The sequence below is a fragment of the Ruegeria conchae genome (genome assembly GCF_000192475.1).
Lineage (GTDB): Bacteria > Pseudomonadota > Alphaproteobacteria > Rhodobacterales > Rhodobacteraceae > Ruegeria > Ruegeria conchae.
Map to the genome: position 1 here is coordinate 122206 of NZ_AEYW01000013.1, position 23262 is coordinate 145467.

General features: G+C 56.1%; 28 protein-coding genes. 14 read left to right on the top strand and 14 right to left on the bottom strand.

Going from position 1 to position 23262, the window contains the following annotated elements:
* The first annotated feature begins 15 nt into the window (after nucleotides 1-15).
* From atpD to G7G_RS0112495, 4 genes are all read left to right on the top strand, one after another.
* Nucleotides 16-1440: a F0F1 ATP synthase subunit beta gene (gene atpD / locus G7G_RS0112480; RefSeq protein WP_010441763.1), complete on the top strand. Its 1425-nt coding sequence runs from the start codon at nucleotides 16-18 to the stop codon at nucleotides 1438-1440.
* A gap of 12 nt (nucleotides 1441-1452) precedes the next feature.
* Nucleotides 1453-1863 (top strand): F0F1 ATP synthase subunit epsilon, encoded by a 411-nt coding sequence (locus tag G7G_RS0112485; protein ID WP_010441764.1) that lies wholly within the window; start codon nucleotides 1453-1455, stop codon nucleotides 1861-1863.
* A gap of 111 nt (nucleotides 1864-1974) precedes the next feature.
* Nucleotides 1975-2325, top strand: coding sequence for an H-type lectin domain-containing protein (locus G7G_RS0112490; RefSeq protein WP_010441765.1), 351 nt, complete (start codon nucleotides 1975-1977; stop codon nucleotides 2323-2325).
* Nucleotides 2326-2423: 98 nt separating this feature from the next.
* Nucleotides 2424-3116 carry a nitroreductase family protein gene (locus G7G_RS0112495; RefSeq protein WP_010441766.1) on the top strand — a complete coding sequence of 231 codons (693 nt, stop codon included), beginning with the start codon at nucleotides 2424-2426 and terminating at the stop codon, nucleotides 3114-3116.
* A gap of 51 nt (nucleotides 3117-3167) precedes the next feature.
* On the opposite strand, the gene G7G_RS0112500 is transcribed toward G7G_RS0112495, so the two are convergent.
* Complete coding sequence (locus G7G_RS0112500; RefSeq protein WP_010441767.1) at nucleotides 3168-4187, bottom strand: ribose-phosphate pyrophosphokinase; 1020 nt, start codon at nucleotides 4185-4187, stop codon at nucleotides 3168-3170.
* 108 nt (nucleotides 4188-4295) lie between these two features.
* Between G7G_RS0112500 and G7G_RS0112505 the strand changes: the two genes are divergently transcribed.
* Nucleotides 4296-4895 carry a 2-hydroxychromene-2-carboxylate isomerase gene (locus G7G_RS0112505; RefSeq protein ID WP_010441768.1) on the top strand — a complete coding sequence of 200 codons (600 nt, stop codon included), beginning with the start codon at nucleotides 4296-4298 and terminating at the stop codon, nucleotides 4893-4895.
* Between the two features lie 18 nt (nucleotides 4896-4913).
* Here G7G_RS0112505 and G7G_RS0112510 read toward each other — a convergent pair whose 3' ends face one another.
* From G7G_RS0112510 to G7G_RS0112540, 7 genes are all read right to left on the bottom strand, one after another.
* Entirely contained in the window at nucleotides 4914-5948 is a 1035-nt protein-coding gene (locus G7G_RS0112510) for a threonine aldolase family protein (RefSeq protein WP_010441769.1), read from the bottom strand.
* Nucleotides 5948-6421 carry a YcgN family cysteine cluster protein gene (locus G7G_RS0112515; RefSeq protein WP_010441770.1) on the bottom strand — a complete coding sequence of 158 codons (474 nt, stop codon included), beginning with the start codon at nucleotides 6419-6421 and terminating at the stop codon, nucleotides 5948-5950. Before G7G_RS0112515 ends, G7G_RS0112510 begins: the two co-directional genes overlap by 1 nt.
* Nucleotides 6418-7350, bottom strand: a complete 933-nt coding sequence (locus G7G_RS0112520) for a bifunctional riboflavin kinase/FAD synthetase (protein WP_010441771.1) — start codon at nucleotides 7348-7350, stop codon at nucleotides 6418-6420. Before G7G_RS0112520 ends, G7G_RS0112515 begins: the two co-directional genes overlap by 4 nt.
* A 60-nt stretch (nucleotides 7351-7410) precedes the next feature.
* Complete coding sequence (locus G7G_RS0112525; RefSeq protein ID WP_010441772.1) at nucleotides 7411-7854, bottom strand: MaoC family dehydratase; 444 nt, start codon at nucleotides 7852-7854, stop codon at nucleotides 7411-7413.
* 100 nt (nucleotides 7855-7954) lie between these two features.
* Nucleotides 7955-8830, bottom strand: a complete 876-nt coding sequence (locus tag G7G_RS0112530; RefSeq protein WP_010441773.1) for a TIGR01459 family HAD-type hydrolase — start codon at nucleotides 8828-8830, stop codon at nucleotides 7955-7957.
* Nucleotides 8831-9026: 196 nt separating this feature from the next.
* Complete coding sequence (locus tag G7G_RS0112535; protein ID WP_010441774.1) at nucleotides 9027-9947, bottom strand: manganese-dependent inorganic pyrophosphatase; 921 nt, start codon at nucleotides 9945-9947, stop codon at nucleotides 9027-9029.
* 99 nt (nucleotides 9948-10046) lie between these two features.
* The gene (locus tag G7G_RS0112540) at nucleotides 10047-11027 is read right to left on the bottom strand and encodes a TraB/GumN family protein (protein WP_010441775.1); all 981 of its coding nucleotides are present in this window, start codon (nucleotides 11025-11027) and stop codon (nucleotides 10047-10049) included.
* Between the two features lie 121 nt (nucleotides 11028-11148).
* Here G7G_RS0112540 and G7G_RS0112550 point away from each other — a divergent pair, with 121 nt between their 5' ends.
* On the top strand, nucleotides 11149-11823 hold the full coding sequence (locus G7G_RS0112550; protein WP_010441777.1) for a DUF2161 domain-containing phosphodiesterase: 675 nt from the start codon (nucleotides 11149-11151) through the stop codon (nucleotides 11821-11823).
* 25 nt (nucleotides 11824-11848) lie between these two features.
* Here the strand turns inward: G7G_RS0112550 and bla are convergent, their stop codons facing one another.
* Nucleotides 11849-12730 carry a class A beta-lactamase gene (gene bla / locus G7G_RS0112555; RefSeq protein ID WP_010441778.1) on the bottom strand — a complete coding sequence of 294 codons (882 nt, stop codon included), beginning with the start codon at nucleotides 12728-12730 and terminating at the stop codon, nucleotides 11849-11851.
* Between the two features lie 228 nt (nucleotides 12731-12958).
* Between bla and groES the strand changes: the two genes are divergently transcribed.
* The 5 genes from groES to G7G_RS0112580 all read left to right on the top strand — a co-directional run bounded on the left by groES (nucleotide 12959) and on the right by G7G_RS0112580 (nucleotide 17892).
* Nucleotides 12959-13246, top strand: coding sequence for a co-chaperone GroES (groES, locus tag G7G_RS0112560; protein ID WP_010441779.1), 288 nt, complete (start codon nucleotides 12959-12961; stop codon nucleotides 13244-13246).
* A gap of 55 nt (nucleotides 13247-13301) precedes the next feature.
* A complete protein-coding gene (gene groL / locus G7G_RS0112565) occupies nucleotides 13302-14945 on the top strand; it encodes a chaperonin GroEL (RefSeq protein WP_010441780.1) in 1644 nt (547 codons plus the stop codon).
* Nucleotides 14946-15089: 144 nt separating this feature from the next.
* Complete coding sequence (locus G7G_RS0112570; protein ID WP_010441781.1) at nucleotides 15090-15932, top strand: DMT family transporter; 843 nt, start codon at nucleotides 15090-15092, stop codon at nucleotides 15930-15932.
* A 38-nt stretch (nucleotides 15933-15970) separates the two neighbouring features.
* The gene (locus tag G7G_RS0112575; protein ID WP_010441782.1) at nucleotides 15971-16744 is read left to right on the top strand and encodes an alpha/beta hydrolase; all 774 of its coding nucleotides are present in this window, start codon (nucleotides 15971-15973) and stop codon (nucleotides 16742-16744) included.
* Complete coding sequence (locus G7G_RS0112580) at nucleotides 16741-17892, top strand: alpha-D-ribose 1-methylphosphonate 5-triphosphate diphosphatase (protein WP_010441783.1); 1152 nt, start codon at nucleotides 16741-16743, stop codon at nucleotides 17890-17892. The genes G7G_RS0112575 and G7G_RS0112580 overlap by 4 nt, the downstream gene beginning before the upstream one ends.
* Before the next feature lie 62 nt (nucleotides 17893-17954).
* Here G7G_RS0112580 and G7G_RS0112585 read toward each other — a convergent pair whose 3' ends face one another.
* From G7G_RS0112585 to G7G_RS0112600, 4 genes are all read right to left on the bottom strand, one after another.
* Nucleotides 17955-19022 (bottom strand): 5-(carboxyamino)imidazole ribonucleotide synthase, encoded by a 1068-nt coding sequence (locus tag G7G_RS0112585; RefSeq protein ID WP_010441784.1) that lies wholly within the window; start codon nucleotides 19020-19022, stop codon nucleotides 17955-17957.
* A gap of 2 nt (nucleotides 19023-19024) precedes the next feature.
* Nucleotides 19025-19780 carry an NAD(P)-binding domain-containing protein gene (locus G7G_RS0112590; protein WP_010441785.1) on the bottom strand — a complete coding sequence of 252 codons (756 nt, stop codon included), beginning with the start codon at nucleotides 19778-19780 and terminating at the stop codon, nucleotides 19025-19027.
* Nucleotides 19777-20262 carry a 5-(carboxyamino)imidazole ribonucleotide mutase gene (gene purE / locus G7G_RS0112595; protein WP_010441786.1) on the bottom strand — a complete coding sequence of 162 codons (486 nt, stop codon included), beginning with the start codon at nucleotides 20260-20262 and terminating at the stop codon, nucleotides 19777-19779. Before purE ends, G7G_RS0112590 begins: the two co-directional genes overlap by 4 nt.
* Nucleotides 20263-20339: 77 nt before the next feature.
* Nucleotides 20340-20564, bottom strand: a complete 225-nt coding sequence (locus G7G_RS0112600; protein ID WP_010441787.1) for a YdcH family protein — start codon at nucleotides 20562-20564, stop codon at nucleotides 20340-20342.
* A 164-nt stretch (nucleotides 20565-20728) separates the two neighbouring features.
* On the opposite strand from G7G_RS0112600, the gene G7G_RS0112605 reads away from it, so the two are divergent.
* The 3 genes from G7G_RS0112605 (at nucleotide 20729) to G7G_RS0112615 (ending at nucleotide 22346) form a co-directional block, all read left to right on the top strand.
* Complete coding sequence (locus G7G_RS0112605; RefSeq protein WP_010441788.1) at nucleotides 20729-21142, top strand: Hsp20 family protein; 414 nt, start codon at nucleotides 20729-20731, stop codon at nucleotides 21140-21142.
* A 5-nt stretch (nucleotides 21143-21147) separates the two neighbouring features.
* Nucleotides 21148-21372 (top strand): DUF1150 family protein, encoded by a 225-nt coding sequence (locus tag G7G_RS0112610; RefSeq protein WP_010441789.1) that lies wholly within the window; start codon nucleotides 21148-21150, stop codon nucleotides 21370-21372.
* Between the two features lie 86 nt (nucleotides 21373-21458).
* A complete protein-coding gene (locus G7G_RS0112615) occupies nucleotides 21459-22346 on the top strand; it encodes a PhzF family phenazine biosynthesis protein (RefSeq protein WP_010441790.1) in 888 nt (295 codons plus the stop codon).
* A gap of 20 nt (nucleotides 22347-22366) precedes the next feature.
* Here the strand turns inward: G7G_RS0112615 and G7G_RS0112620 are convergent, their stop codons facing one another.
* Nucleotides 22367-23209: a glycosyltransferase family 32 protein gene (locus G7G_RS0112620; protein ID WP_010441791.1), complete on the bottom strand. Its 843-nt coding sequence runs from the start codon at nucleotides 23207-23209 to the stop codon at nucleotides 22367-22369.
* Nucleotides 23210-23262 lie beyond the last annotated feature (53 nt).

A 23262-nucleotide genomic window follows, 5' to 3' on the forward strand; every position in this document is an offset into this window, starting at 1 on the left:
TACCGGAGACGAAACATGGCGAATGCAAAAGGCAAAGTCACACAGATCATCGGGGCCGTCGTCGACGTGCACTTCGAAGATCAGCTGCCTGAAATTCTGAACGCGCTGGAAACTACCAACAACGGCAAGCGCCTGGTGTTGGAAGTTGCTCAGCACCTGGGTGAAAACACTGTCCGCACCATCGCGATGGACGCGACCGAAGGTCTGGTCCGCGGCGAAGCCGTGACCGACACCGGCGCACCGATCTCGGTACCGGTTGGCAACGCCACCCTGGGCCGCATCCTGAACGTGGTTGGTGAACCGATCGACGAAAAAGGCCCGGTTGAAGCATCTGAGGCCCGCGCGATCCACCAGCCCGCACCGACATTCGACGAACAGTCGACCGAGTCGGAAGTTCTGGTTACAGGCATCAAGGTTGTTGACCTGCTGGCCCCCTACGCCAAAGGCGGTAAAATTGGCCTCTTCGGTGGTGCCGGCGTTGGTAAAACCGTTCTGATCATGGAACTGATCAACAACATCGCAAAAGTGCACTCGGGCTTCTCGGTGTTCGCGGGTGTTGGTGAACGGACCCGTGAAGGGAACGACCTGTATCACGAAATGATCGAATCGAACGTTATTAAGCCGGACAACCTGTCAGAATCGCAGGTTGCGCTGGTTTACGGTCAGATGAACGAACCTCCCGGAGCGCGTGCACGTGTTGCTCTGACCGGTCTGACTCTGGCCGAGCAGTTCCGCGACCAGTCCGGTACCGACGTTCTGTTCTTCGTCGACAACATCTTCCGCTTTACGCAGGCGGGTTCCGAGGTTTCGGCTCTGCTGGGTCGTATTCCTTCGGCGGTGGGCTACCAGCCGACGCTGGCCACCGACATGGGCGCCCTGCAGGAACGCATCACCTCGACCAAGTCGGGCTCGATCACGTCCGTGCAGGCGATCTACGTGCCTGCGGACGACCTTACCGACCCTGCGCCGGCAACCTCGTTTGCGCACTTGGACGCGACCACTGTTCTTAACCGTGCGATCTCGGAAAAGGGTATCTACCCTGCGGTTGACCCGCTCGACTCGACCTCGCGTCTGCTCGATCCGGCCATCGTTGGTGAAGAGCATTACAAAGTTGCGACCGACGTTCAGCAGATCCTCCAGCGCTACAAGTCACTGCAGGACATCATCGCCATCCTCGGCATGGACGAACTGTCGGAAGAGGACAAACTGACCGTGGCCCGTGCCCGTAAGATCGAACGCTTCCTGTCACAGCCGTTCGACGTGGCCGAAGTCTTCACCGGTTCGCCCGGCGTACAGGTTCCTCTGGATGTGACCATCGCGTCGTTCAAAGCGGTTGTCGCTGGCGAATACGATCACCTGCCCGAAGCGGCCTTCCTGATGGTTGGCGGCATCGAAGAAGTGATCGCCAAAGCGGAGAAGATGGCCGCAGAAGCCGCCTAAGGAGTATCCCTGATGGCAAACACGATGCAATTCGACCTCGTCAGCCCCGAGCGGAGCCTCGCTTCGCTTGAGGCGACGGCGGTCCAGATTCCCGGCGCGGACGGGGACATGACGGCAATGCCCGATCATGCCCCTACAATTACCACGCTGCGCCCGGGCATCCTGAAGGTCGAGGCACCTGCAGGAGCCAGCGAATACCTGGTCACCGGCGGGTTTGCCCAGATCAACGGCGATGGCCTTTCTGTTCTGGCAGAAAAAGCCATTCCGGTCGCGGAAGTGACCCGGTCGCATATGGATGACCTGATCGCGGAAGCCCGAGCCTCGCATGAGGCCGCGAAAGCGGGTGACGATCAATCCATAGTCGACGATGCAGCTAAGTTGCTGGCTGATATGGAAGCCCTTGGAACGCATATGAGCTTATAAAGGTTCATCTCAACCCATTCGAAACGGCCCTGCTTTGCGGGGCCGTTTTTTTGTCGTGATTTCGTCAAAGGTGCAGGGTAAGGTGCCGGAATTGAAAGAAAAGACGACACGATGAAGAAATTTCTGACCCATCCCATCGGTATTGATCAGGGCGAATCCGTTTTGTTTTCCGATTTCGCCGACGGTGGAGATATGTGGACCGGGCAAGGCGCGCGCGAACGCCGAACCGCCATTCGGTTCAAAGAGGCGTTTCGATCAGTGCCATTTGTGCAGATCGGTGTGGCGCTTTGGGATGTGGATACGTCATCTGCGCTGCGAGCTGAGGTGCAGGCAGAAGATATTACCCCCGAGGGATTTAATGCTGTGTTTCGGACTTGGTCTGATACGCGCATTGCCAGAATTCGGGTATCCTGGACAGCGATCGGCGAGGTAGCGCATGAGGATGATTGGAATATCTCCTGAGTCCGTATTGCACGTAAGAGGAGATTGCACCTTTTTGACAGCCGTACCATAACGGAAAAAGCGCCTGCGACGCGCGATGGATACGGAGGACTTTGCCGGTGTTTGCACGCGAGCACATTGAATACAAAGCTTTGAATCTGCCTGATCGTATGGACATGCCGGATGACGAGATGTTGAGTGAGGCGCTGGCATTTTATGACAAGATGAAGCGTCGCCATACCGTACGGGATTATTCGGACCGCCCTGTGTCACGCGCAGTCATTGAAGAGTGTATTCGGGCCGCAGGAACCGCCCCATCAGGGGCTAATCATCAGCCTTGGCACTTCGTCGCAATTTCAAATCCCGAGATGAAGCGCCGAATTCGTGAGGAAGCGGAAGAAGAGGAACGCAAGTTCTATGATGGCGGTGCCGGGGATGAATGGCTGAAAGCGCTGGAACCGATTGGGACAAATGACCAGAAGCCGCACCTTGAAGATGCGCCGTGGTTAATTGTGATATTCGCTCAGAGATGGGGCCATTTCGACGATGGGGTACGGTTCAAGAATTACTATGTGCCTGAGAGTACAGGTATTGCGACTGGCTTCCTGCTAACGGCATTACATCACGCTGGGTTGGTCTCCCTGACCCATACACCCAACCCTATGAAATTCCTTAATAAACTATTGGATCGCCCTGATCACGAAAAACCGATCATGATCGTTGCGGTTGGTCATCCTAGTGAAGATGCGAAGGTACCGAAAGTGGCAAAGATGAAAAAGCCGTTGGATGAAATCATGACGGTCGCCGAGTAGCAGGCCGTCAAGATATCAAATGGCAGAAGCTGTGGTCAGCAGCTTTGCTGATTAGTCCATGTGATAGAGCGACTCGTAAATCGGGGTCAGCGTCTTATCCTCAAATAGGGATGAAACGCTGGTGCCGTTCCAGATATTCAGGATCGCCTGCGTGAAGATCGGAGCCGTAGGTACGATGCGGATATTTGCGGCCTTTTCGATCTCGGCTGTTGGTTGGATTGTGTCCGAAAGCACCAAAGACTTCATGACCGAATTGGTTACACGTTCAACTGCAGGTCCGCTCATGACGCCATGTGTGATATAGGAATGCACCTCTTTGGCGCCATTATCTATGAGAACCTGGGCAGCTTTACATAGTGTACCAGCTGTATCGCAGATGTCGTCCACGATCAGGCAGATCTTGTCTTTGACGTCGCCGATTACTGTCATCTCAGCAATTTCACCGGCTTTTTCGCGGCGCTTGTCAACGATCGACAACGGAGCGTTGATACGTTTGGCCAATTCGCGGGCGCGCGCTACTCCGCCAACATCTGGCGAGACCACCATCAGATCGTCCATCTGATCTTTGAATTGCTTCTTCACATCCAGGGCAAAGATTGGTGAGGCATAGAGATTGTCCACCGGCATGTCGAAAAAGCCCTGAATCTGGGCGGCGTGCAGATCCATCGTAAGGATACGCTCGATCCCTGCGCCAGTCAGCATGTTAGCCACCAGCTTGGCACTTATTGGTGTGCGCGCTTTAGTGCGGCGGTCCTGTCGGGCATAGCCGAAATAGGGGATCACAGCAGTGATGCGGGCCGCGGACGAACGGCGCAGGGCATCGGCAATGATCAGCAACTCCATCAGGTTGTCATTGGCCGGATTCGAGGTCGGCTGGATGATGAACATATCCTCGCCGCGCACGTTCTCGAATACCTCAACGAAAATCTCGCCGTCGTTGAACCGTTCGACCCGCGCATCGACCAGTCCCTGGTCAACGCCGCGATGTAGGCTCATGCGGCGGGCAATGGTTTCGGCAAGCGGAAGATTGGCGTTCCCAGCGATAAGCTTGGGTTCGTGAAGTGTCGGCATCGGCTGATTTTCCCCGGGCAGCAGTGGCAATGTGACAGATTCGTGATGTTGACACCGCTTAGCATGGGTCTACCGTCCCGCAAAGATAACGCAGCGGAGAAAGTGAACATGGCCCAGATTGACTACTTTTTTGCGACACTCTCGCCCTATTCCTACCTAGCGGGGATGCGACTTGAAGAGATTGCAGCCAAGCATGGTGCGACGATCAATTATAAACCGCTGGATATCATTGCTCTGTTCGGCCGAACCGGGGGAGTGCCTCCAAAAGATCGGCATATCTCACGTATCGAATACCGCGCGCAGGAACTGGTACGCCAAGCGCGTAATCTGGATATGCCGCTGAACCTGCAACCCGCGCACTGGCCTACGAATATGGCGCCGTCCTCATATGCCGTGATTGCGGCCATTCAGGATGGATCAGGGGATGTCGGAAAGCTGTGCCATTCTTTCCTGCGAGCGTGCTGGGCAGAAGAAAAGGACATCGCCGACGATGGCGTTATCCGCGATTGCCTGGAACAGGCCGGGTTTAATCCAAGTATTGCCGATAGCGGTCTTCTGGTAGGTGCGGAAACCTATGCCGCCAATCTTGAAGAGGCCGTGGATCGTGGTGTATTCGGCGCGCCGTTTTATATCACACCGGACGGTCAAAGGTTCTGGGGTCAAGACCGTCTTGACGACCTGGACCGTCATCTCGCTGAGATGAAATAGCCGGGCAGACGCGCCCGACTAAAGAAGGCTTAGAAACTGGTCGATCTGTTCGGTTCCGATGGACCAGTCGCAAACCAGGCGGCAGGCCAGCATCTCGCTTTCGTCTTCACCCGCCAGCGTGTCGCCCCACAGATGATAGACAGCGCCTGCCTCGTGCAGGCGCTTGTGCTGGCCGCGGGGGAAGCTGGCGAATACCATGTTGGCTTGGGGTTCATGCAGGAACTCTGCGCCGACCGCTCGCAACCCGTCCGCCAGACGCGCGCAGTTGGCATTGGCCTTGTGGGCAGATTTCAACCACAGATCATCCTTTAGGTAGGCGGCCATTTGGGCCGAAAGGTAACGGTGCTTGGAAAACAGGTGCGCACCGCGCTTACGTCGCAACTCGAATTCCCATGCTTTGCTTTCGTCGAAGAAGATTACGGCCTCGACTCCCATCAGCCCGTTTTTGGTGCCGCCAAAACTGACCGCATCAACACCGGCTTTCCATGTCATCTCAGCGGGTGAGCAATTTAGGGCAACCAGAGCGTTGGTGAAACGAGCGCCATCCAAATGCACTGGCAATCCAAAAGATTTGGCAACACCACATAGGGCTTGTAGTTCGGCCAGCGAGTAAACCGAGCCGCGCTCGGTCACCTGAGTGATCGAGACAGGCCCGCGTTGAGGACCATGAACGCCGCGGGTTTCTTCCCCCTCAATGGACTTGGTCAACGCTTCGGGTGTCATTTTGTCGCCACCCGGCACCAGTGTTAGCTTTGCGCCGGTGTAGAATTCGGGCGCGTTGCACTCATCCTCATGAATATGAGCGACGGGTGAGCAGAATACGGTTTCCCACGGCTTGCTCAGCGTCGCCAACGCCAGTGAATTCGCCGCCGTTCCCGTAGCGACCAGATAGACCGCGGCACCCGGAGCTTCGAAAATACCTCGGATCTGGTCTCGCACTTCATTCATCAGAGTGTCCGCGCCGTAAGCCATCTGATAGTCCTGATTGGCCTCGGCCAACGCGGTCAGAACTTCGGGATGAACAGGCCCGGAATTGTCAGAGGCAAAATGCATCAGCTCGGCTCCTCGATGATGTAGTCTTCCCATTCTTCCATGGGTGTTTCGAATTCAGATACGGTTCGCCCCTGCACGGAAACTCCGGCGGTATGAACGCTGTCTGGCGTACCTGATACCAAAGGGTGCCAGTCGTAAAGCGGTTTGCCTTCCCACAGCAGTCGGTAGGCGCAGGTCTGGGGCAACCAATAGGCATGACTGTCGATGTTGTCGGGTGTCATGACGATGCATTCAGGCACAAACTGGTGCCGGATGTCGTACTGTGTGCATCGGCAGGATTCGTCATCCAAAAGACGGCAGGCAACACATGTCAGGGCGACCTCGCCAGTATCTTCGTCTTCCAGTTTGTTCAGGCAGCATTTGCCGCAGCCATCGCACAGGGCCTCCCACTCACGCTGGTTCATCTTGCGCAGCGGCTTGCGTTCCCAGAACCGGTGCACGAGGCCAGCTCGATCGATTGGGTCCTTGGTCATGTATTGGCCAATATCTCTCTCGCGCGCGCGCAGTCGGCATCCATCTGCGAGATCAACCCGTCAAGGCCGTCGAATGTCATTTCGGGCCGCAGATAGTCGACCAGACCAACGGACAGTGTGGCACCGTAGAGATCGCCTGAGAAATCGAACAGGAATGTTTCGATGTTGGGAACCTCACCTTGAAACATGGGCCGGGTCCCGACCGATGCCGCCCCGTGATAGCTGCCCTGATGCGGGCCATCCAGGACGTCGACCAGAACTGCATAAACACCGAATCTCGGAGGGTGCAGCCCTTCGATCGACATATTGGCTGTCGGATATCCCAAGTCTCGTCCGCGTTGCTCGCCTCCAATGACCACACCCTCAATCCGGTGCCAGTGTCCCAGCATTGTTGCCGCATCGCGTGGACGCCCTTCGGTCAAAGCTGTACGGATTGCGGTCGATGAAACCACATTCTCGGTTCGCTCCAACAGGGGCGCGATGGTTACACCGAACCCCATCACTTCGCCGAAGCGAACCAGGTCCTGAGGGTTGCCGCTGCGTCCTTTGCCGAAACAAAAGTCAGCGCCTACGACAACATGAGACAGCCCCAGACCATCACATATGACGTTTCTGGCGAAAGCTTCAGGGGTCATTCCCGCCAGCGCCGAATTGAAGGGAAGTTCATAAAGCTTCTGCACGCCGAGCTTTTCCAGCCGGTGCGCGCGTGCATTGCCGCGCATCAGACGAAAGGGCGGAGCCTCTGGGGCAAAATACTCTCGTGGATGCGGCTCGAAGGTCATGACCCCCAAGGGTGCATTCAATTCAGCATTGCGCGCAAGTTCAATGACGGATTGATGCCCTAAATGGACGCCGTCAAAGTTTCCAATGGCGACGCTGGCACCACGATCTTCTGGCTCGACAAACTGGAAGTCACGAATGATCTGCATGAGGATTGCCTAGCGGGACTGCCCGTAAGGTTCAAGCCGCAGATCGGCTAAGCTGCGTGATCAGTCGAACTTGCGGCTTGGTGCCAGCACCATGGCCTCACCCACCAGCACTTTCTTACCGTCGACTGCGCAGTGACAATCCAGCTTAACCCGACGTTTGGAGAAATCGATATCGATCACCTTGACCTCGGCATAAACCATGTCACCCGGACGCACCGGGGCCAGGAACTTGAGCGACTGTCCCATGTACACGGTTCCATGTCCGGGCAGCTGCTCCCCGATCACGGCAGAGATCAGGCCAGCGGTCAGCATGCCATGCGCAATGCGTCCTTCGAAAATCGTATCGCGGGCATAGTCATCATCCAGATGAACCGGATTGCGATCGGTCGAAACCTGAGCAAACATCTCAATGTCTTCATCGGTCACCACTTTACGCAAGTGTCGTGACATTCCCATTTCGATGTCTTCGATACAAATCGTTCCGCGTGGAAGGTTGTCCAACATGCTGCCCTCATCCGAGATCGAAAGAGCAACAAAAGACTATCTTTTGGCGCTCGTCGGCAACTTTATTACTTCGCAGTCGCAGAAAATCAAGTCTTTTTTGCTATCTCAAACGGCCAATCGAGAAGGTTGGGTTAATCTGTTCTTTTTCGTTATGGACCCGCAATGCATCCTCATCCGGGTGATGTGCGGTTTTGGTTTCAGCAGCGGCCAGTCCCCCGGTGATGAACAAGGTGTCAATGCCTTCACCCATGCCCCCCGCGATGTCTGTCTGGGGCCCGTCACCAATCGCCAGTATCTCGGAATCCGAGGCGTCGACTCCGATTGCTTGTAGCCTTCTTCGTGCCAGATCATAGATCGGCGGGTGCGGCTTGCCGAAATACAGGCTTTCACCTCCCATCTCACTGTAAAGCCGGGCTAAAGCTCCTGCGCACCACTCGCGTGTTTCGCCTCGGTCCACGACGATATCAGGGTTGGCGCAAAGCAGTTTCAATCCTTTCTGCTTGGCATACAGAAAGTCGGGCCGGTTTACATCCGGGTCTGCCATCGGGTCGAACGGGCCGCAGCACACAATGCCTTCAGCTTCGTCCAGCGCCACGCGCTCGATATGGATAGGATGATCCAGCAGTTTCAGAGGTTCAAAAAATCCCGCGTCACGTTGCCATTCGCCCATGAAGTAGACTTTTTCACCAACCGTCCCGCGATACATCGCAGAACGTGCCGAATCGCCACTGGTCGCGATGGTGTCATAGGCGTCCGCAGGTACGTTGAATTGCGTTAGCTGCACTGCAACACCGGCTCGGGGCTTGGGAGAGTTGGTCACCAGAACCACAGTGCCGCCTTTTTGCCGATAAGCTTGCAGGGCAGCCACGGCCTCGGGGTAGGCGGTGATTCCGTTGTGAACGCACCCCCACAAATCAACGAACAGCGCTTTGTACCTGTCGGAGATTTCCGCAAGTGAAGAAACGATTTGGGTCATGGCGCGCCTCGTGGAACAGGGAATGCAAGATACCAAGCCTATGGCAGAGCCCGGCCAGATTTGCCAGAGGTCCCGCTTTGGGCGTGCTGAAGGGAACAGGATTCCCTTGTTCATCTGGCCACAAATATCCCGGAGCGCGAGGCAGAGCCTCGCAAAAAGAAAGGCGCCCGGTTCGAGCGCCTTTGATGATCTAAACTCAGACTTTGAGGTTTGGAATGATCTGCTTTTTCCGGCTCATGATGCCCGGCAGGACAACCGCGTCGCCATCCACAGTTGCGCCAAAGCTTTTCTCGGCGACACCTTTGACCAGATCGTTTGGAACCAGCAGGGTCGCCTCTTCGTTCAGAATGTCGACCACGAACAGCAACACCTGATCAACACCGTCTTCTTTGGCCACATCGGTCATCGCGCTTACGATGCTGTCCTTGCGATCCAGCACGACGCCGGGTGCTGTAGTTTCCAGAACCGAGACCCGGAACTTGGTGCCGTCGACTTCGTATTCCTTGCTGTCCATGCGGATCAGTTCGGCGTCCGAGAAAGACGAGACATCCGATTTCGCTGCAAACATGTCGGCGGCGTAGGCCGCGACATCCAGACCAAGCTCAGCCGCCAATTTCTCGGCCACGGCACGATCATGGGCGGTGGTGGTGGGTGAGCGGAACTCCAGCGTGTCCGACAGGATGCAGGTCAGCGCTGCACCTTTGATGGCGTCAGGCATCTTGGCGGCATCGTCACCCATCAGGTCGACCATGATGGTTGCCGTGCAGGCCAGTGGGCGCACGGTGATATCGATCGGGCCTTTGGTTTCAAGTCCGCCAACCAGCTTGTGGTGGTCGATGATCGCGCGGATGTCGGCGCTGTTGATGCTGGCCGGTAACTCAGCCGGATTGTTGGTGTCGACGATGATAACGGGCGCATCTTCTGCCACGTCCTCGATGATCTGAGGCTTGGGCAGGTCCCAGCGTTCCAGCATGAACGCCGCTTCGGTGTTGGGTTCACCCAGCAATGCAGGCTGGGCCTGCTCACCCTTCACTTCGTTCAGATACCAGGACCACAGGATCGGAGAGCCGGTGGAATCGGTGTCGGGAGATTTATGGCCAAAAACTAGCGTTGTCATGTCGCGTGTCCTGAGGAATGTGGATTTGCGCGCCTTATAGGGTGGTCAATCCCGGATGTCACCTGGAAGGAAAGGTGCTGCGACCCTTGGTCTGATTTCCTAGAATTCAGCGCGCTCCAAGGTGTATCCCGCCTGTTGCAACTGGTTTAGCAAGCCGTAGTCATTGCTTAGATGTCCGGCCCCAACAGCGATGACTGCGGTCTGATCCTTCAGGCTCAAAATTATTTCCATCCAATTTGCGTTGCGCTGTACCAGAAGCTGATCCTCAAAACTCTGCCATTCGGCATCAAACTCCTCGGGTGTCAGTCCTGATGCTTCAAGCCCCTGTATCTTGGCCAATTCCATGATTGCGGCGTGCTGTTCCTCGATATACGCATTCGCCATGGTGATCATTTGATCGTCACCCGCCTCCAGTGCGCCTGACATCCGGGTCAGCGAGGCAACCTGATCTTCCAACGAATGACTGTCGAACATGACAATCAAGTCCTCGATGCGTTCGAGCGAATACTGAGGAATTTGATGTTCATCGGCCAATTCGGTCAAGCGCGTATCCATGCCCCGATCGAAATCGGGGGTATTCATCAGGCAAGGCGGAATGCCAAGCATCATGCTCAGGAACCAAGGGCGCATCTTCGCAGCCATCCAACTGGGGATCCCGCGATCAGCCAGCGTTTGTGATAACGCGGCCCAATCTTCTTCTGACATCAGATCGATCAAAGTCGGCCCTGATGTGATCAATACCGGGCTGAGGTCCTCGGCCAGGTCTTTCTCGAAAGCCTCCATCTCTGACTTTGTAACTTCAAAGTAGAACGCGTCGACCTGGCTCAGGATTGGCGCCAATCTATCAACCACTGGCCCCATTCGCGCATCGTTGGTGTGCAGAGTGCCGATCAAATGCAGCACAGTGTCGTCCTTCGTGGCGATCCAGTGATTGCCTTCCGGAAATGGAATAGCGCGAAGCGTCTCGTCCAGCTCAGCCTGAGCTTCGGTCGGCAGATCAAGCCTCAGATCTCGCCCCTCACATGCTGCTTGCGCGGTGATAGGAAATAATAGGCAAAGACAAATGCTGAGCAGACGCATGGGATTCCTTCCGCAGCTTGCGACGATGCCCAATTCATACCCCTGCCTTCTTACCGCCTGCAACGTGGTTTGTTATCAAGCAGCGGCTGGCAATCTGCGCGAAACCGCATAGCATGGCCTCATGAAGCTTGAGCAAGATCTCTACCCTCCAATCAAAGCGTTGTTGGAACGACAGGGCTATACCGTGAAAGGAGAGGTCGGCGCTGCCGACATCATGGCCGTACGCGATGGCGAAGACTTGGTGATCGTCGAACTCAAACTGCGCTTTAACCTTGCGCTGTTTCATCAGGCCATCACGCGCCTGAAAGTGACCGATCAAGTCTACATCGGGGTCTGTAAGCCTAAAGGGCGAATGGCGCGACGGGCTTTGAAGGACAATCTGGCGATGTGTCGCCGTTTGGGCCTTGGCCTGATCACCGTGCGCCCGGATGGTACGGTTGAGGTTCAATGCGACCCTGGCCCATATACGCCACGCAAAGACAAGGTGAAAGCCAAGCGATTGCTGCGCGAGTTTGAGAGGCTGCAGGGCGATCCGAATGCAGGCGGTGCCACGCGCCATGGTATTGTGACGGCCTATCGGCAAGATGCGCTTAAATGCGCGGCACATCTGGCTGAACATGGCGCGGTCAAAGGGGCAACGGTGGCAAAGGCGACGGGGGTCCAAACAGCCACGCGCCTGATGTATGACAACCACTACGGCTGGTTCGATAAGGTGGAGAAAGGCGTATATGCCCTATCTGCCTCGGGGGTCGAAGGATTGAAACATTGGGCATATAGCTGGGAAGAAGCGGAATAGCCGACTTGCCGCGTGCTAAAGGTGATCAGTCAATCCGTGCGCTAATCTCGGCGATCATCGCTTGGCCAATGTCCGAGAGGACCGCGTTGCGTTCAGGAAATGACGCATCGCTTTCAGTCAGATAGATGGCTGCCATATATGTTCGTGGTTCAGGTGTCTGCAAAAAGGCGATGATCGCGCGGCTGCCGTAACCTCCTGCTCCGGTTTTGTCGCCAATTATCCAACTATTTGGCAGATGAGCGCGGATAAGCCCGTCGGCCACCTGATCATCAATCATCCATTGCCCAAGCTGCGCGGCTGAGGCGGGTGAAAGCACCTCGTCGAATAACAGCCGTTCTATTGTCTCCAGTATTGCCCGTGGTGTCGTTGTATCACGCGGGTCGCCAGGGGTGGCTTCGTTCAGGGCAGTCTCCCAACGATCCAGGCGTGTAGTGCCGTCGCCCGTTGCCCGGAGGAACTCGGTCAGCCCGGCTGGCCCGCCCAGTTGTTTTAACAAGAGGTTGGCCGCTGCGTTGTCGCTGATTGTCATGGTTGCCTGACATAACGCACCAATTGTCATTCCCGTCTCAACGTGTTCGCTCGTAACTGGTGAGTATTCCACAAGGTCTGATGTCTGAATTGCCACATTTTCTGACAGGTCTACTGCACCAGAATCCACACCTGCCAAAATCGCGCCGCACAAGAGTGGCTTGAATGTACTGGACATCGGGAACAGCTCATCGGCCCGATGCGAGACTTCCCAAGCAGCGTCAGTTTCATACAGAAGGACGCCAATTCGCGCGTCCAAGCGGTGCTCCCATAATCGGGTGTTTTGGATAAGGGTTTGGGCCTGCGCCATAGCGGCGAAACAGATGATCAGAGCAAGTGAAAGCACATTCGCGGCGGCAAGGAACTGGCATCTAGGCATCAAAGTTTCCGCCTCAATCAAGGGTGCGACCAGATTAGTCTGCCGGGGTTTTGAGTAAACCAATTACTCTGGATTCTTTAAGCTGCAAAAAATATTCATGCAGCTTGTTGACTCACTTTGGGTTACTCCCTAGCTATGCGTCGTTATCACTCATGAGACCCGAGTGCTAACGCCTCGTCAGTCGGCGAGGGGAGGATAAACAAACTTTGAGCCCAAGGAGCTGCAAAGATGGCATTGAAACCGCTTCACGACCGTGTGCTGGTTCGTCGCGTAGAAAGCGAAGAGAAAACCGCTGGTGGTCTGATTATTCCCGATAGCGCAAAAGAAAAGCCCAGCGAAGGCGAAGTCGTCGCAACCGGCGAAGGCGCGCGCAAGGACAGCGGCGAACTGATCGCGATGGCTGTAAAAGCTGGTGACAAGATCCTGTTCGGCAAATGGTCGGGCACCGAGGTTCAGGTCAACGGCGAAGAGCTGCTGATGATGAAAGAAAGCGACATCATGGGGATCATCGAGTAAGCCCAAGCGCTTTCTCTGATCTTCATCTCAATACATTTTCTCAAGGAGAGACAACATGTCTGCAAAGGACGTCAAATTTGACACCGATGCCCGTAACCGCATGCTGGCCGGTGTGAATGTTCTGGCCGATGCTGTTAAAGTGACCCTGGGCCCCAAAGGCCGTAACGTGGTTCTGGACAAATCCTTCGGCGCACCGCGCATCACCAAAGACGGTGTTTCGGTTGCCAAGGAAATCGAACTGGAAGACAAGTTCGAAAACATGGGCGCGCAGATGGTGAAAGAAGTCGCCAGCCGCACCAATGACGAAGCCGGCGACGGCACCACCACTGCAACCGTTCTGGCACAAGCCATCGTTCGCGAAGGTCTGAAGCAGGTTGCTGCTGGCCTGAACCCGATGGACCTGAAGCGCGGCATCGACCTGGCAACTGCCAAGGTTGTTGAAGGCATCAAAGACGCCTCGCGTGAAGTTAAAGACAGCGCAGAAGTTGCTCAGGTTGGCACCATCTCGGCCAACGGCGAAGCCGAAATTGGCCAGCAGATCGCAGACGCAATGCAGAAGGTTGGCAACGAAGGCGTTATCACCGTCGAAGAAAACAAAGGTCTGGAAACCGAGACCGATGTTGTCGAAGGTATGCAGTTCGACCGTGGCTACCTGTCGCCTTACTTCGTCACCAACGCAGACAAGATGATCGCAGATCTGGACGACTGCATGATCCTGCTGCACGAAAAGAAACTGTCCTCGCTGCAGCCGATGGTTCCGCTGCTGGAACAAGTGATCCAGTCGCAGAAGCCTCTGCTGATCATTGCTGAAGATGTTGAAGGCGAAGCGCTGGCAACTCTGGTTGTCAACAAACTTCGCGGCGGCTTGAAAATTGCTGCTGTCAAAGCACCGGGCTTCGGCGATCGCCGTAAAGCCATGCTGCAGGACATCGCGATCCTGACCGGCGGTCAGGTTATCAGCGAAGATCTGGGCATGAAGCTCGAGTCCGTCACCATGGACATGCTGGGCACCGCCAAGAAGATCGAAATCACCAAAGACGAAACCACCATCGTCGACGGTGCTGGCGAGAAAGCCGAGATCGAAGCACGTGTTGCACAGATCCGCACTCAGATCGAAGAAACCTCGTCGGACTACGACCGGGAGAAGCTGCAAGAGCGCGTTGCCAAACTGGCAGGCGGTGTTGCCGTTATCCGCGTCGGCGGCATGACCGAAGTTGAAGTGAAAGAGCGTAAGGACCGTGTGGACGATGCTCTGAACGCAACGCGCGCTGCCGTACAGGAAGGCGTTGTTGTTGGCGGTGGTGTATCGCTGGTTCAGGCGGGCAAGGTGCTGGAATCTCTGGAAGGTGCAAACGCCGATCAGGACGCAGGCATCAACATCGTTCGCAAGGCAATCGAAGCGCCGTTGCGCCAGATCGCCGAGAACGCAGGTGTTGACGGTGCGGTTGTTGCGGGTAAGGTTCGCGAAAGCGACGACGCAGCATTCGGCTTCAACGCTCAGACCGAAGAATATGGCGACATGTTCTCGTTCGGCGTTATCGATCCGGCCAAAGTTGTCCGTACCGCTCTGGAAGATGCGGCATCGGTTGCTGGCCTGCTGGTCACTACCGAAGCAATGGTTGCTGACAAGCCCGCCAAAGAAGGCGCGGCACCTGCCGGCGGCATGCCCGACATGGGCGGCATGGGCGGCATGATGTAAGCTGCTTGGGCCATAGTGCTTATCGACGGGGTCGCCTTTGGGCGGCCCCGTTTTAGTTTGCGCTGATAAACACGGCGAGCCGCGTGCTGTGTTCGCGCAGAAAAGTGAGTGTGCAAACCGCGTTGAAACCTCTATGCCGTTGATATGCGCCTGTTTCTTTTGACCTCACTGACCATGTGCGCCTTCGCGGCAAACTCGATCCTAAATCGGCTCGCGATTGATAGCGGTGCCAGTGATCCGGCGGGATTTGCTGTCGTCCGAGTATTGTCTGGTGCTTTGGTTTTGGCTGCACTGGTGGCTATGCGAGGCGGCACAATCCCAGTGTTTAGCCGCCGGCGCATAGCTGGGGCAGGGTCGCTATTACTCTACATGATCGGATTCTCGGTCGCCTATCTGACGCTCGATGCAGGGCTTGGCGCATTGATCCTGTTTGGAGTGGTGCAGATCACGATGTTCGCCATCGGGGCTTTGACTGGCTCGGTACCCATGATGCGGCAGCTACTGGGTGCCGGGGTTGCGCTGGGCGGTCTGGTATTTGTCCTTTGGCCTGCCGGGCCGGTGCAGGTCGATCCGTTGGGTGCGAGTATGATGACGGCTGCCGGGATTGGATGGGCTATCTATTCCATCTCTGGGCGATCAGAACCAGACGCGTTGTCGGGAACTGCTGCAAACTTCATTGTGGCTTTGCCATTTACGGCACTCGCCTTGTTCCTAATGGGCAGTGACTGGCATATGACGACGCTAGGCTATGTATTGGCGGCGTTATCCGGAGGCGTCACGTCCGGTCTGGGCTATGCGCTGTGGTATCGCGTTGTGCCGCAGCTTTCGCCTGCTGTCGCCGCGATCGTACAACTCAGCGTTCCGGTCATCGCCATTGCCGCCGGTATCATTCTGCTATCAGAGTTTGCGAACCTACGGCTGTTGCTAGGAGCAAGTTTTGTGCTGGGCGGAATTGCGCTGGCAGTGACGCGGCGGCGCGGCGACTAGGGGTTTTCTCAACTTTGGTTAAGTCTTATTTGGCGGGTATGAAGTTTGTAGCAGCGATCTTTCTTACTATTGCTCCCTTGGCGGTACAGGCGAAATGCGTCGTGCTGCTCCACGGGCTTGCGCGTACCGAGGCTTCGTTTACCGTCATGGAGCAGCTTTTCCATGCCCATGACTATACGGTAATCAGGCCGGGTTACCCATCGACAGATTTGCCGATACCCGAGCTCGCCAACCAGACATTGCCCGATGCTTTCGAGGCCTGTGGTGACGACACGGTGAACGTCGTGGCCCATTCGATGGGAGGCATTCTGTTACGGTATTGGTTGCAGGATAATGAACCCGAGAAACTTGGGCGCGTCGTTATGCTTGGCCCCCCGAACCAAGGCAGCCAACTGGTAGATGAGCTTGGCGCTTGGGAGGTGTTCGGTTTTCTGAATGGACCCGCCGGTCTGGCATTGGGAACAGGCCCCGAGGGCATTCCGCGCCGCTTGCCGCCTGTCGACTTCGATCTGGGGGTGATTGCGGGAGAGAATTCTTTAAATCCGCTTTTTTCGTCTCTTATTGACGGGCCCGATGACGGCAAGGTCTCAATTGAGACTACCAAGGTTGAGGGTATGTCAGATCATATTGTCCTGCCGGTTACCCATACGTTCATGATGAATAACCCACGCGTCATGGCGCAGACCCTGCATTTTATCGAATTCGGACAGTTTGATCCCCAGATCACATGGCTTGATGGGGTGATGGATATCATCGATCAGATCTGTCTGGGCGAAGATTGCTCGGAACCCGAATCGGAGCGCACTCAATGAGCTCATTGGAACTGACATTGACCGGCGCAGATGTTCTGATGCCGGAGAATGGGCTTACGAGCGGTGAATTGTCCATCGCAGACGGTCTTGTACAGTCGGGCAGGGCAGGGAGGCAGATTGATTTGTCGGGCTATTTTGTTCTGCCCGGGATCATAGATCTGCATGGCGACGGGTTCGAACGCCATATCGCACCGCGTCGTGGCGCGATGAAGCAGATGGCAGAGGGCATTTTGTCGGTTGAGGCGGAATTGGCGGCAAACGGAATTACGACCGCTGTTCTGGCGCAGTTTCACAGTTGGGAAGGTGGCGTGCGCGGACCAGAATTTGCCGGGCAAGTCTTCGAGGCCATCGCGGCGGTCCGTGATGATGTGGTGACAGATCTGATCCCACAGCTACGCTTTGAAACCCATATGCTGGACGACTATGAGGGGCTGCCAGAGCTCATTGAAAGCTGGCAGGTCCCCTACGTGGTCCTAAACGATCATCTGCCTCATGATCGGTTGGCGGAAGGGCGCAAACCACCGCGTCTGACGGGGCAGGCGTTGAAGGCGGGGCGTAATCCGGAAACCCATTTTGATATGCTGCTATCAATGCACGCACGCAGTACCGAGGTGCCAGCTGCGTTGGATGGGCTTTGCGTTAAACTCACAGAACGAGGCATACGACTGGGCAGCCATGATGACTCCACTTCTCAGGATCGTACGGTCTGGCGCGATCGCGGTGTCATGATCTCGGAATTCCCCGAAACGCTTGAAGCCGCCGAAGCCGCCAGAGCGGGTGGGGATCACATCATTCTCGGTTCGCCAAACGTCGTTCGTGGCGGTTCGCATAAAGGGAATGCCAGTGCTTTGGACCTGATCACAATGGGTCTGTGTGATGCGCTGGCATCGGATTACCACTACCCCAGCCCACGCCGTGCTGCGTTGATGCTGGTTAAATCCGGTTTGCTGGATCTCACAAATGCTTGGGCTTTGGTTTCTTCGGGTCCCGCAGAAGTTCTGGGCCTCAAGGATCGTGGAGTACTGCAGCCCGGAAAACGCGCTGATCTTGTAATATTGGATGCAGCAACCCAACGTGTTGCGGCCACTTTGTCAGGTGGGCGCGTCAGCTACATGTCCGGCGATGTCGCTACGCGGTTTCTAAGCTGATCCCAGCTTCATCGGGCTAAAAATATCCCCGCCAGAGGCATCGAGCGACAGCGCGATTACTTCTAACGCACGATACGATTGAAATGCCCCATCTTGCGGCCCACCTTGACGTCGGTCTTGCCGTAGAGATGCAGCGCGATATCCCGCTCACGCGCAAGCTCGGGCACGCGGTCCATGTCGTGACCTATTAAGTTCTCCATCACAACGTCCGAGTGCCTTTGCCCGTCGCCCAGTGGCCAACCTGTCACTGCTCGAATATGTTGCTCGAACTGATCTACGGCACAACCATTCTGCGTCCAATGACCCGAGTTGTGAACCCGAGGCGCGATTTCGTTCACGATTAAGCCTTCAGGCGTCACGAACAGTTCAACTCCCATCACGCCAACATAATCCAGCGCGTTCAGGATATTGGCTGCGAGTAAAACAGCGTCTGTTCGTTGCGCCGGAGACAGGCGTGCTGGGATTGTGGTCGTATGCAGGATACCGTCACGATGCACGTTCTCTCCGGGATCGAAACAGGCGACCTGACCGTCGAGGCCACGCGCTGCGATAACCGACACTTCATGGCTGAATTCCACGAACCCTTCCAGAATGGACGGCGCACCTGCCATATCACCCAAAGCTGCCTCGGCGTCGTCGGGTGTACGCAGGCGGGCTTGCCCTTTGCCGTCATATCCAAAGCGGCGGGTTTTCAGGATCGCAGGGGTGCCGATTTCATCAATTGCAGCCTGCAGACTGTTCAGATCGGTAATGTCTGCAAAGGGCGCAGTTTTAAGGCCCAGACCTCGCAGAAAGGTCTTCTCAGTCAGCCGGTCCTGACTGACCCGCAGCGCCTCACGGCCGGGGCGGATTGGGCGATGTGCTTCAAGCAGATCCAGCGCCTGAGTGGGGATGTTTTCGAATTCATAGGTGATGACGTCTACCGATTCCGCAAAGGCCTTGAGAGCGTTCTCATCATCATACGCAGCGGTTGTGACACGATCCGCCACCTGTCCGGCGGGCGGGTTCGTACCTGGTTCAAAGATATGAGCCTTGAAGCCCAGTCGTGCTGCGGCGACCGACAGCATACGGCCCAGCTGGCCACCGCCCAGTATTCCGATCGTTGCACCGGTCGGGAGCATATCTGCCATCGTTACGTCTCCAATCGTTTGCCAATCGCTGTAAGAGCGCTGCGCAAAGCATCATGCGCGCCCTCGGACTGCAAGGTATCTGTCATCTGAAGGCTTAGCGTGCCTTCGGTCGCAAGTGCGTCGCGCTCTGTAGCCAATTGACCCGCTTGCCCTTTCTGCGTGGCTTCAAGGAAACCTGACATCAGTTGAGTGATGTAGAACTCGGCACCGTGTTCGTCGCCGGTTTGCTCGGCCAGCCATCCTGCACCGGTTGCCATCAGATCCAGTAGGCCTGGCACCATGGCGCAGATTGCGAAATGGGCGTTCAATGCCGTCTCGTCAGCGACTTTTACCACGGGGTTTTCTGGCTCAAATAACTCGGCCAGCAAGCGATCATTGCCGTAGGCGGCGAGTGGGCATCCTCCGGTCTGCAAAAATCCCAACGGGATGGTCTGCACGAAATTTGATGCTGGAGCGCATAGTGTTGCAAGCTGGGTCTGAGGCACCGCAGCCATCACAGATACGATCTGCTGATCAGAGCGAAAGGTCAGCGGGCTTAGAACGTCTTCTGCAATATGTGGGCGCAGGCAGAGGAACACGATGTCTGAGCCATCAAGTACCTCCTGCGGAGTGCCGACGCCGACTCCAAGCTCTGCCTTCAAGGCCTCGGAAACCTGCGCGTTGCGCTCGGTGACACAAATTTCATGACCTTTTGAAGCCATTAATCGTGCAATCGGCGCCGCGATGTGGCCGGTGCCGATGATGCCGATGCGGCTCATCCCTGCGGTTCCTCGGGAATCGAGGCCGAGAGCGCCTCGCGCCAAGCCTCCAACCGATCCGCCAGTGCCGCATCCTGTAGCGCTAGTATTCCCGCAGCCATCAGCCCCGCATTGGCCCCACCGGCCGAGCCGATCGCCATGGTCGCCACCGGAAAGCCTTTGGGCATCTGCACGATCGAATAGAGCGAATCCACGCCCGACAGTGCGCGTGTCTGCACAGGCACACCAATCACCGGTACGCGGGTTTTTGACGCCATCATGCCGGGCAAATGCGCTGCGCCGCCCGCACCTGCGATAATCACGTTTAAGCCGCGCGAAACAGCGGATTTTCCATAGTCCCAAAGACGGTCTGGCGTGCGATGAGCCGAGACGATGCGTGCCTCATATGCGATACCCAATTCATCCAGAATGTCGGCGGCCTCTTTCATCGTGGGCCAGTCGGACTGGCTGCCCATGATGATCCCTACTTTCACATCGCTCATAGCTACTGTGCCCCTGCCTTCGGAAAGAGCGCGCACTATAGCCAAATCCACTTATGTGGCAATGCGGTACACGCGCTTCAGGCGATGATATCTGGGGTTAAACGGTCTTCGATCAGACGAATAATGTCTTTCAGGCGCAGTTTCTGCTTTTTCAGTCGTTTGATCGTCAGCTGGTCCGAGGTTCCCTTGGCCTGCAGAGCTTCAATTGCCTCGTCCAGATCGCGGTGCTGGCGGCGAAAAACCTCCAACTCAACACGCAGGACTTCATCGGTTTTCATCGAAAGATCGGTGGGCGCGTTCATTGGCGACTCAGTAGCTCATGTGGTGCTTTACACACAAGATAGTGTGTCAGGCTTTATCCGGCCAGACCTTGTGGACATCCCTGTATCTTCCCATATTCTATAATACGCGGTTGCCAGAACGGGGCCGCACAAAACGTCGCTTTGACAAAGAAGGACGAAAATACGTGTCGAAACTTACCTTAGGCTCATACCCGCATCTTTTGGGGTTCGAGCAGTTGGAACGCCTTCTGGAACGGTCTGCAAAGGCCGGAAATGAAGGGTACCCGCCCTATAATATCGAACAGACCTCGGATTTTTCCTATCGCATCACACTGGCAGTGGCCGGTTTCGCGGAAGAGGACCTGTCGATTACCATCGAAGATCGCCAACTGGTGATCCGGGGCCGTCAACGCGACGACAGTGAAGGGCGCATTTTCCTGCATCGCGGCATCGCGGCCCGTCAATTCCAGCGAATGTTTGTGCTGGCAGATGGTGTCGAAGTGGGCGAGGCGATCATGGAGAACGGTCTGCTGCATGTGGATCTGACCCGCGCCGTGCCAGAAACCGTGGTTCAGACAATCAACATCAAGAAGGGGTAAGAGCAATGAACACACCGATTGAGATAAACACCGAAGGCAACCGGATTGTCTATGTGAAGGCGGTCGATGTGGCCGATTTGCCGCGCGACGTGCGCGAGCAGGCAGGCGACTTGGATCAGCTTTATGCGGTTCACGATTCCGATGGTCAGCAACTGGCTTTGGTGGCCGACCGCAAACTGGCCTTTGTGCTTGCACGGGAGCATGATCTTTCGCCCGTGGCCGTTCACTGAACCGGCTCCGCACTCTGCTGAAATGACGTGACATTTGCCTCGACTACGGTGATCTTGCCGCAGTCGGCAAAGCAGGAGTGTGCATCATGAGCTGGTATGATTTTGACTGGGTGGACGCATTTAGTGATCGGGCCTTTGGCGGTAACGGCTGCTCAGTCGTGCATGGCGGGGCCAGCCTGACGGATGAGGTTTGCATGTCTTACGTGCGCGAAACCTCATTGGTTGAATGCACCTTCACAGGGCCATCAGATGTTGCCGACGTCCGAGTCCGATATTTTCTTGCCAGCCGGGAAATCCCGTTTGCTGGGCATCCGACAATCGCAACCGTTGCGGCAATGCGTTCGCGTGACCTGTTCGAAGGCGACGCGCTGACGCTGGAAACCGGGGCAGGGATCGTATCGATCGATCTTAATGGCGATGAAATTGAGATGACGCAGGTCGCTCCGCAATTTGGTGATCAGGTGCCGGCCGAATTGGTTGCTGCTGCTATCGGGTTGCCTGAGGCTGCAATTGTCTCTCCACCTCAATTCGTTTCGACCGGGCTGCCGTTCTGCATCACGGTTTTGCGCGATCACGCAGCGCTGCGTGCGGCTAAGCTTGACGTGGATTCGCTTGGAAGAATTGCTGAAAGGGCTGGATTCTCGGGGTCCGACATGGCCGAGCCGTTTCTGGTCACGCTCGATGGCGCAACGGCGGAAGGTGATACATTTTCGCGCCTTTTGATGGCGCCGCCAAGTCCTTCTGAAGACCCGTTTACGGGTTCGGCGACTGGCGCGATGGCGGCCTATCTGTGGAAATATGATTTGATGAAGAAGGACTGTTTTATCGCTGAGCAGGGGCACGATATGGGGCGGCCCGGCCAGGCGCGCGTTACGAAGGTTGGGCCCTCCCAAGCCATGACTGGAATCAAAGTTGCCGGGCGCGGCCATGTGCTGATGCGTGGGCAGGTGGACCTGCCTGACGGGGTGTCATAGCGCATTGGGTCTGTCGCAGCTTACTGCTTCATCCAATCTGCCTGAATGATTGGTCGCGAAGCCGGATCAATCGAATGCCTTTCGCAGATCCTTTCCAGATATGACCCTCTCTGCGGCAGGCCTGCATTTTGACTTGCGAGCCATTTCTTTTGATGGCCGTAGATATGAACTGAATAGGTCCGCTCACCCTCAAACTTTGTCAGCGCGATGTTCGGGGCGTGCAGTTTCCAAAGCTCTTGCCGTTCAAGTGGATAAAACGCATCTGGCGGTTTTGCTTGGCGATCCTCACCCGTCTTGTTCATGAAATGAGTCAGCGCCTTGGGGTCGGAACATCCCCAGGGCAGCGTCTCGATCCCCCATGTTTCTCCACGCATGGAACGATCGCGGTTCTTTCGGTGCAAGCGTGGTCCACGCCATGGTTGAGTTGGGTTTTCGGCCGCCACAAATTCCAACATCTGCGTCAGTGCCTGTGACTCACTCGGCAGCCGGAGAACCTCGTTGGGAAGTGATCCAGAGGAAGTGGATCCAAAGACATAAGGGCCTTCGAACTCAAATGGCCTGACGCAGTACGCGTCCATATCAACCCAGATAGAACTGGTTTTCCGCATCAGATGCAGCCGGAAGATGTCTGAGAAAACTGCGATCCGATGTCTGTCGTTATTCTCAAGATCGAACGGAGCAGGCCAGAGTATGTCAGATGCAGGGCGAATTACGGCACCGTCTGGTACACCATCGATCTGTTCGGCGGTGTATAGAACGAACTCGTGACCGTTATCGAGATAGGATTGGATGCAAAGCGCCTCGATCCAGGATAAATTCGAACCGTACCAGAAGCCGGCGATAGTTGGCAGAGGCTGCGCCATTCAGTGACCTGACCACACCCGATCATTCGATTGCTCAATCTATATTCGGTTTT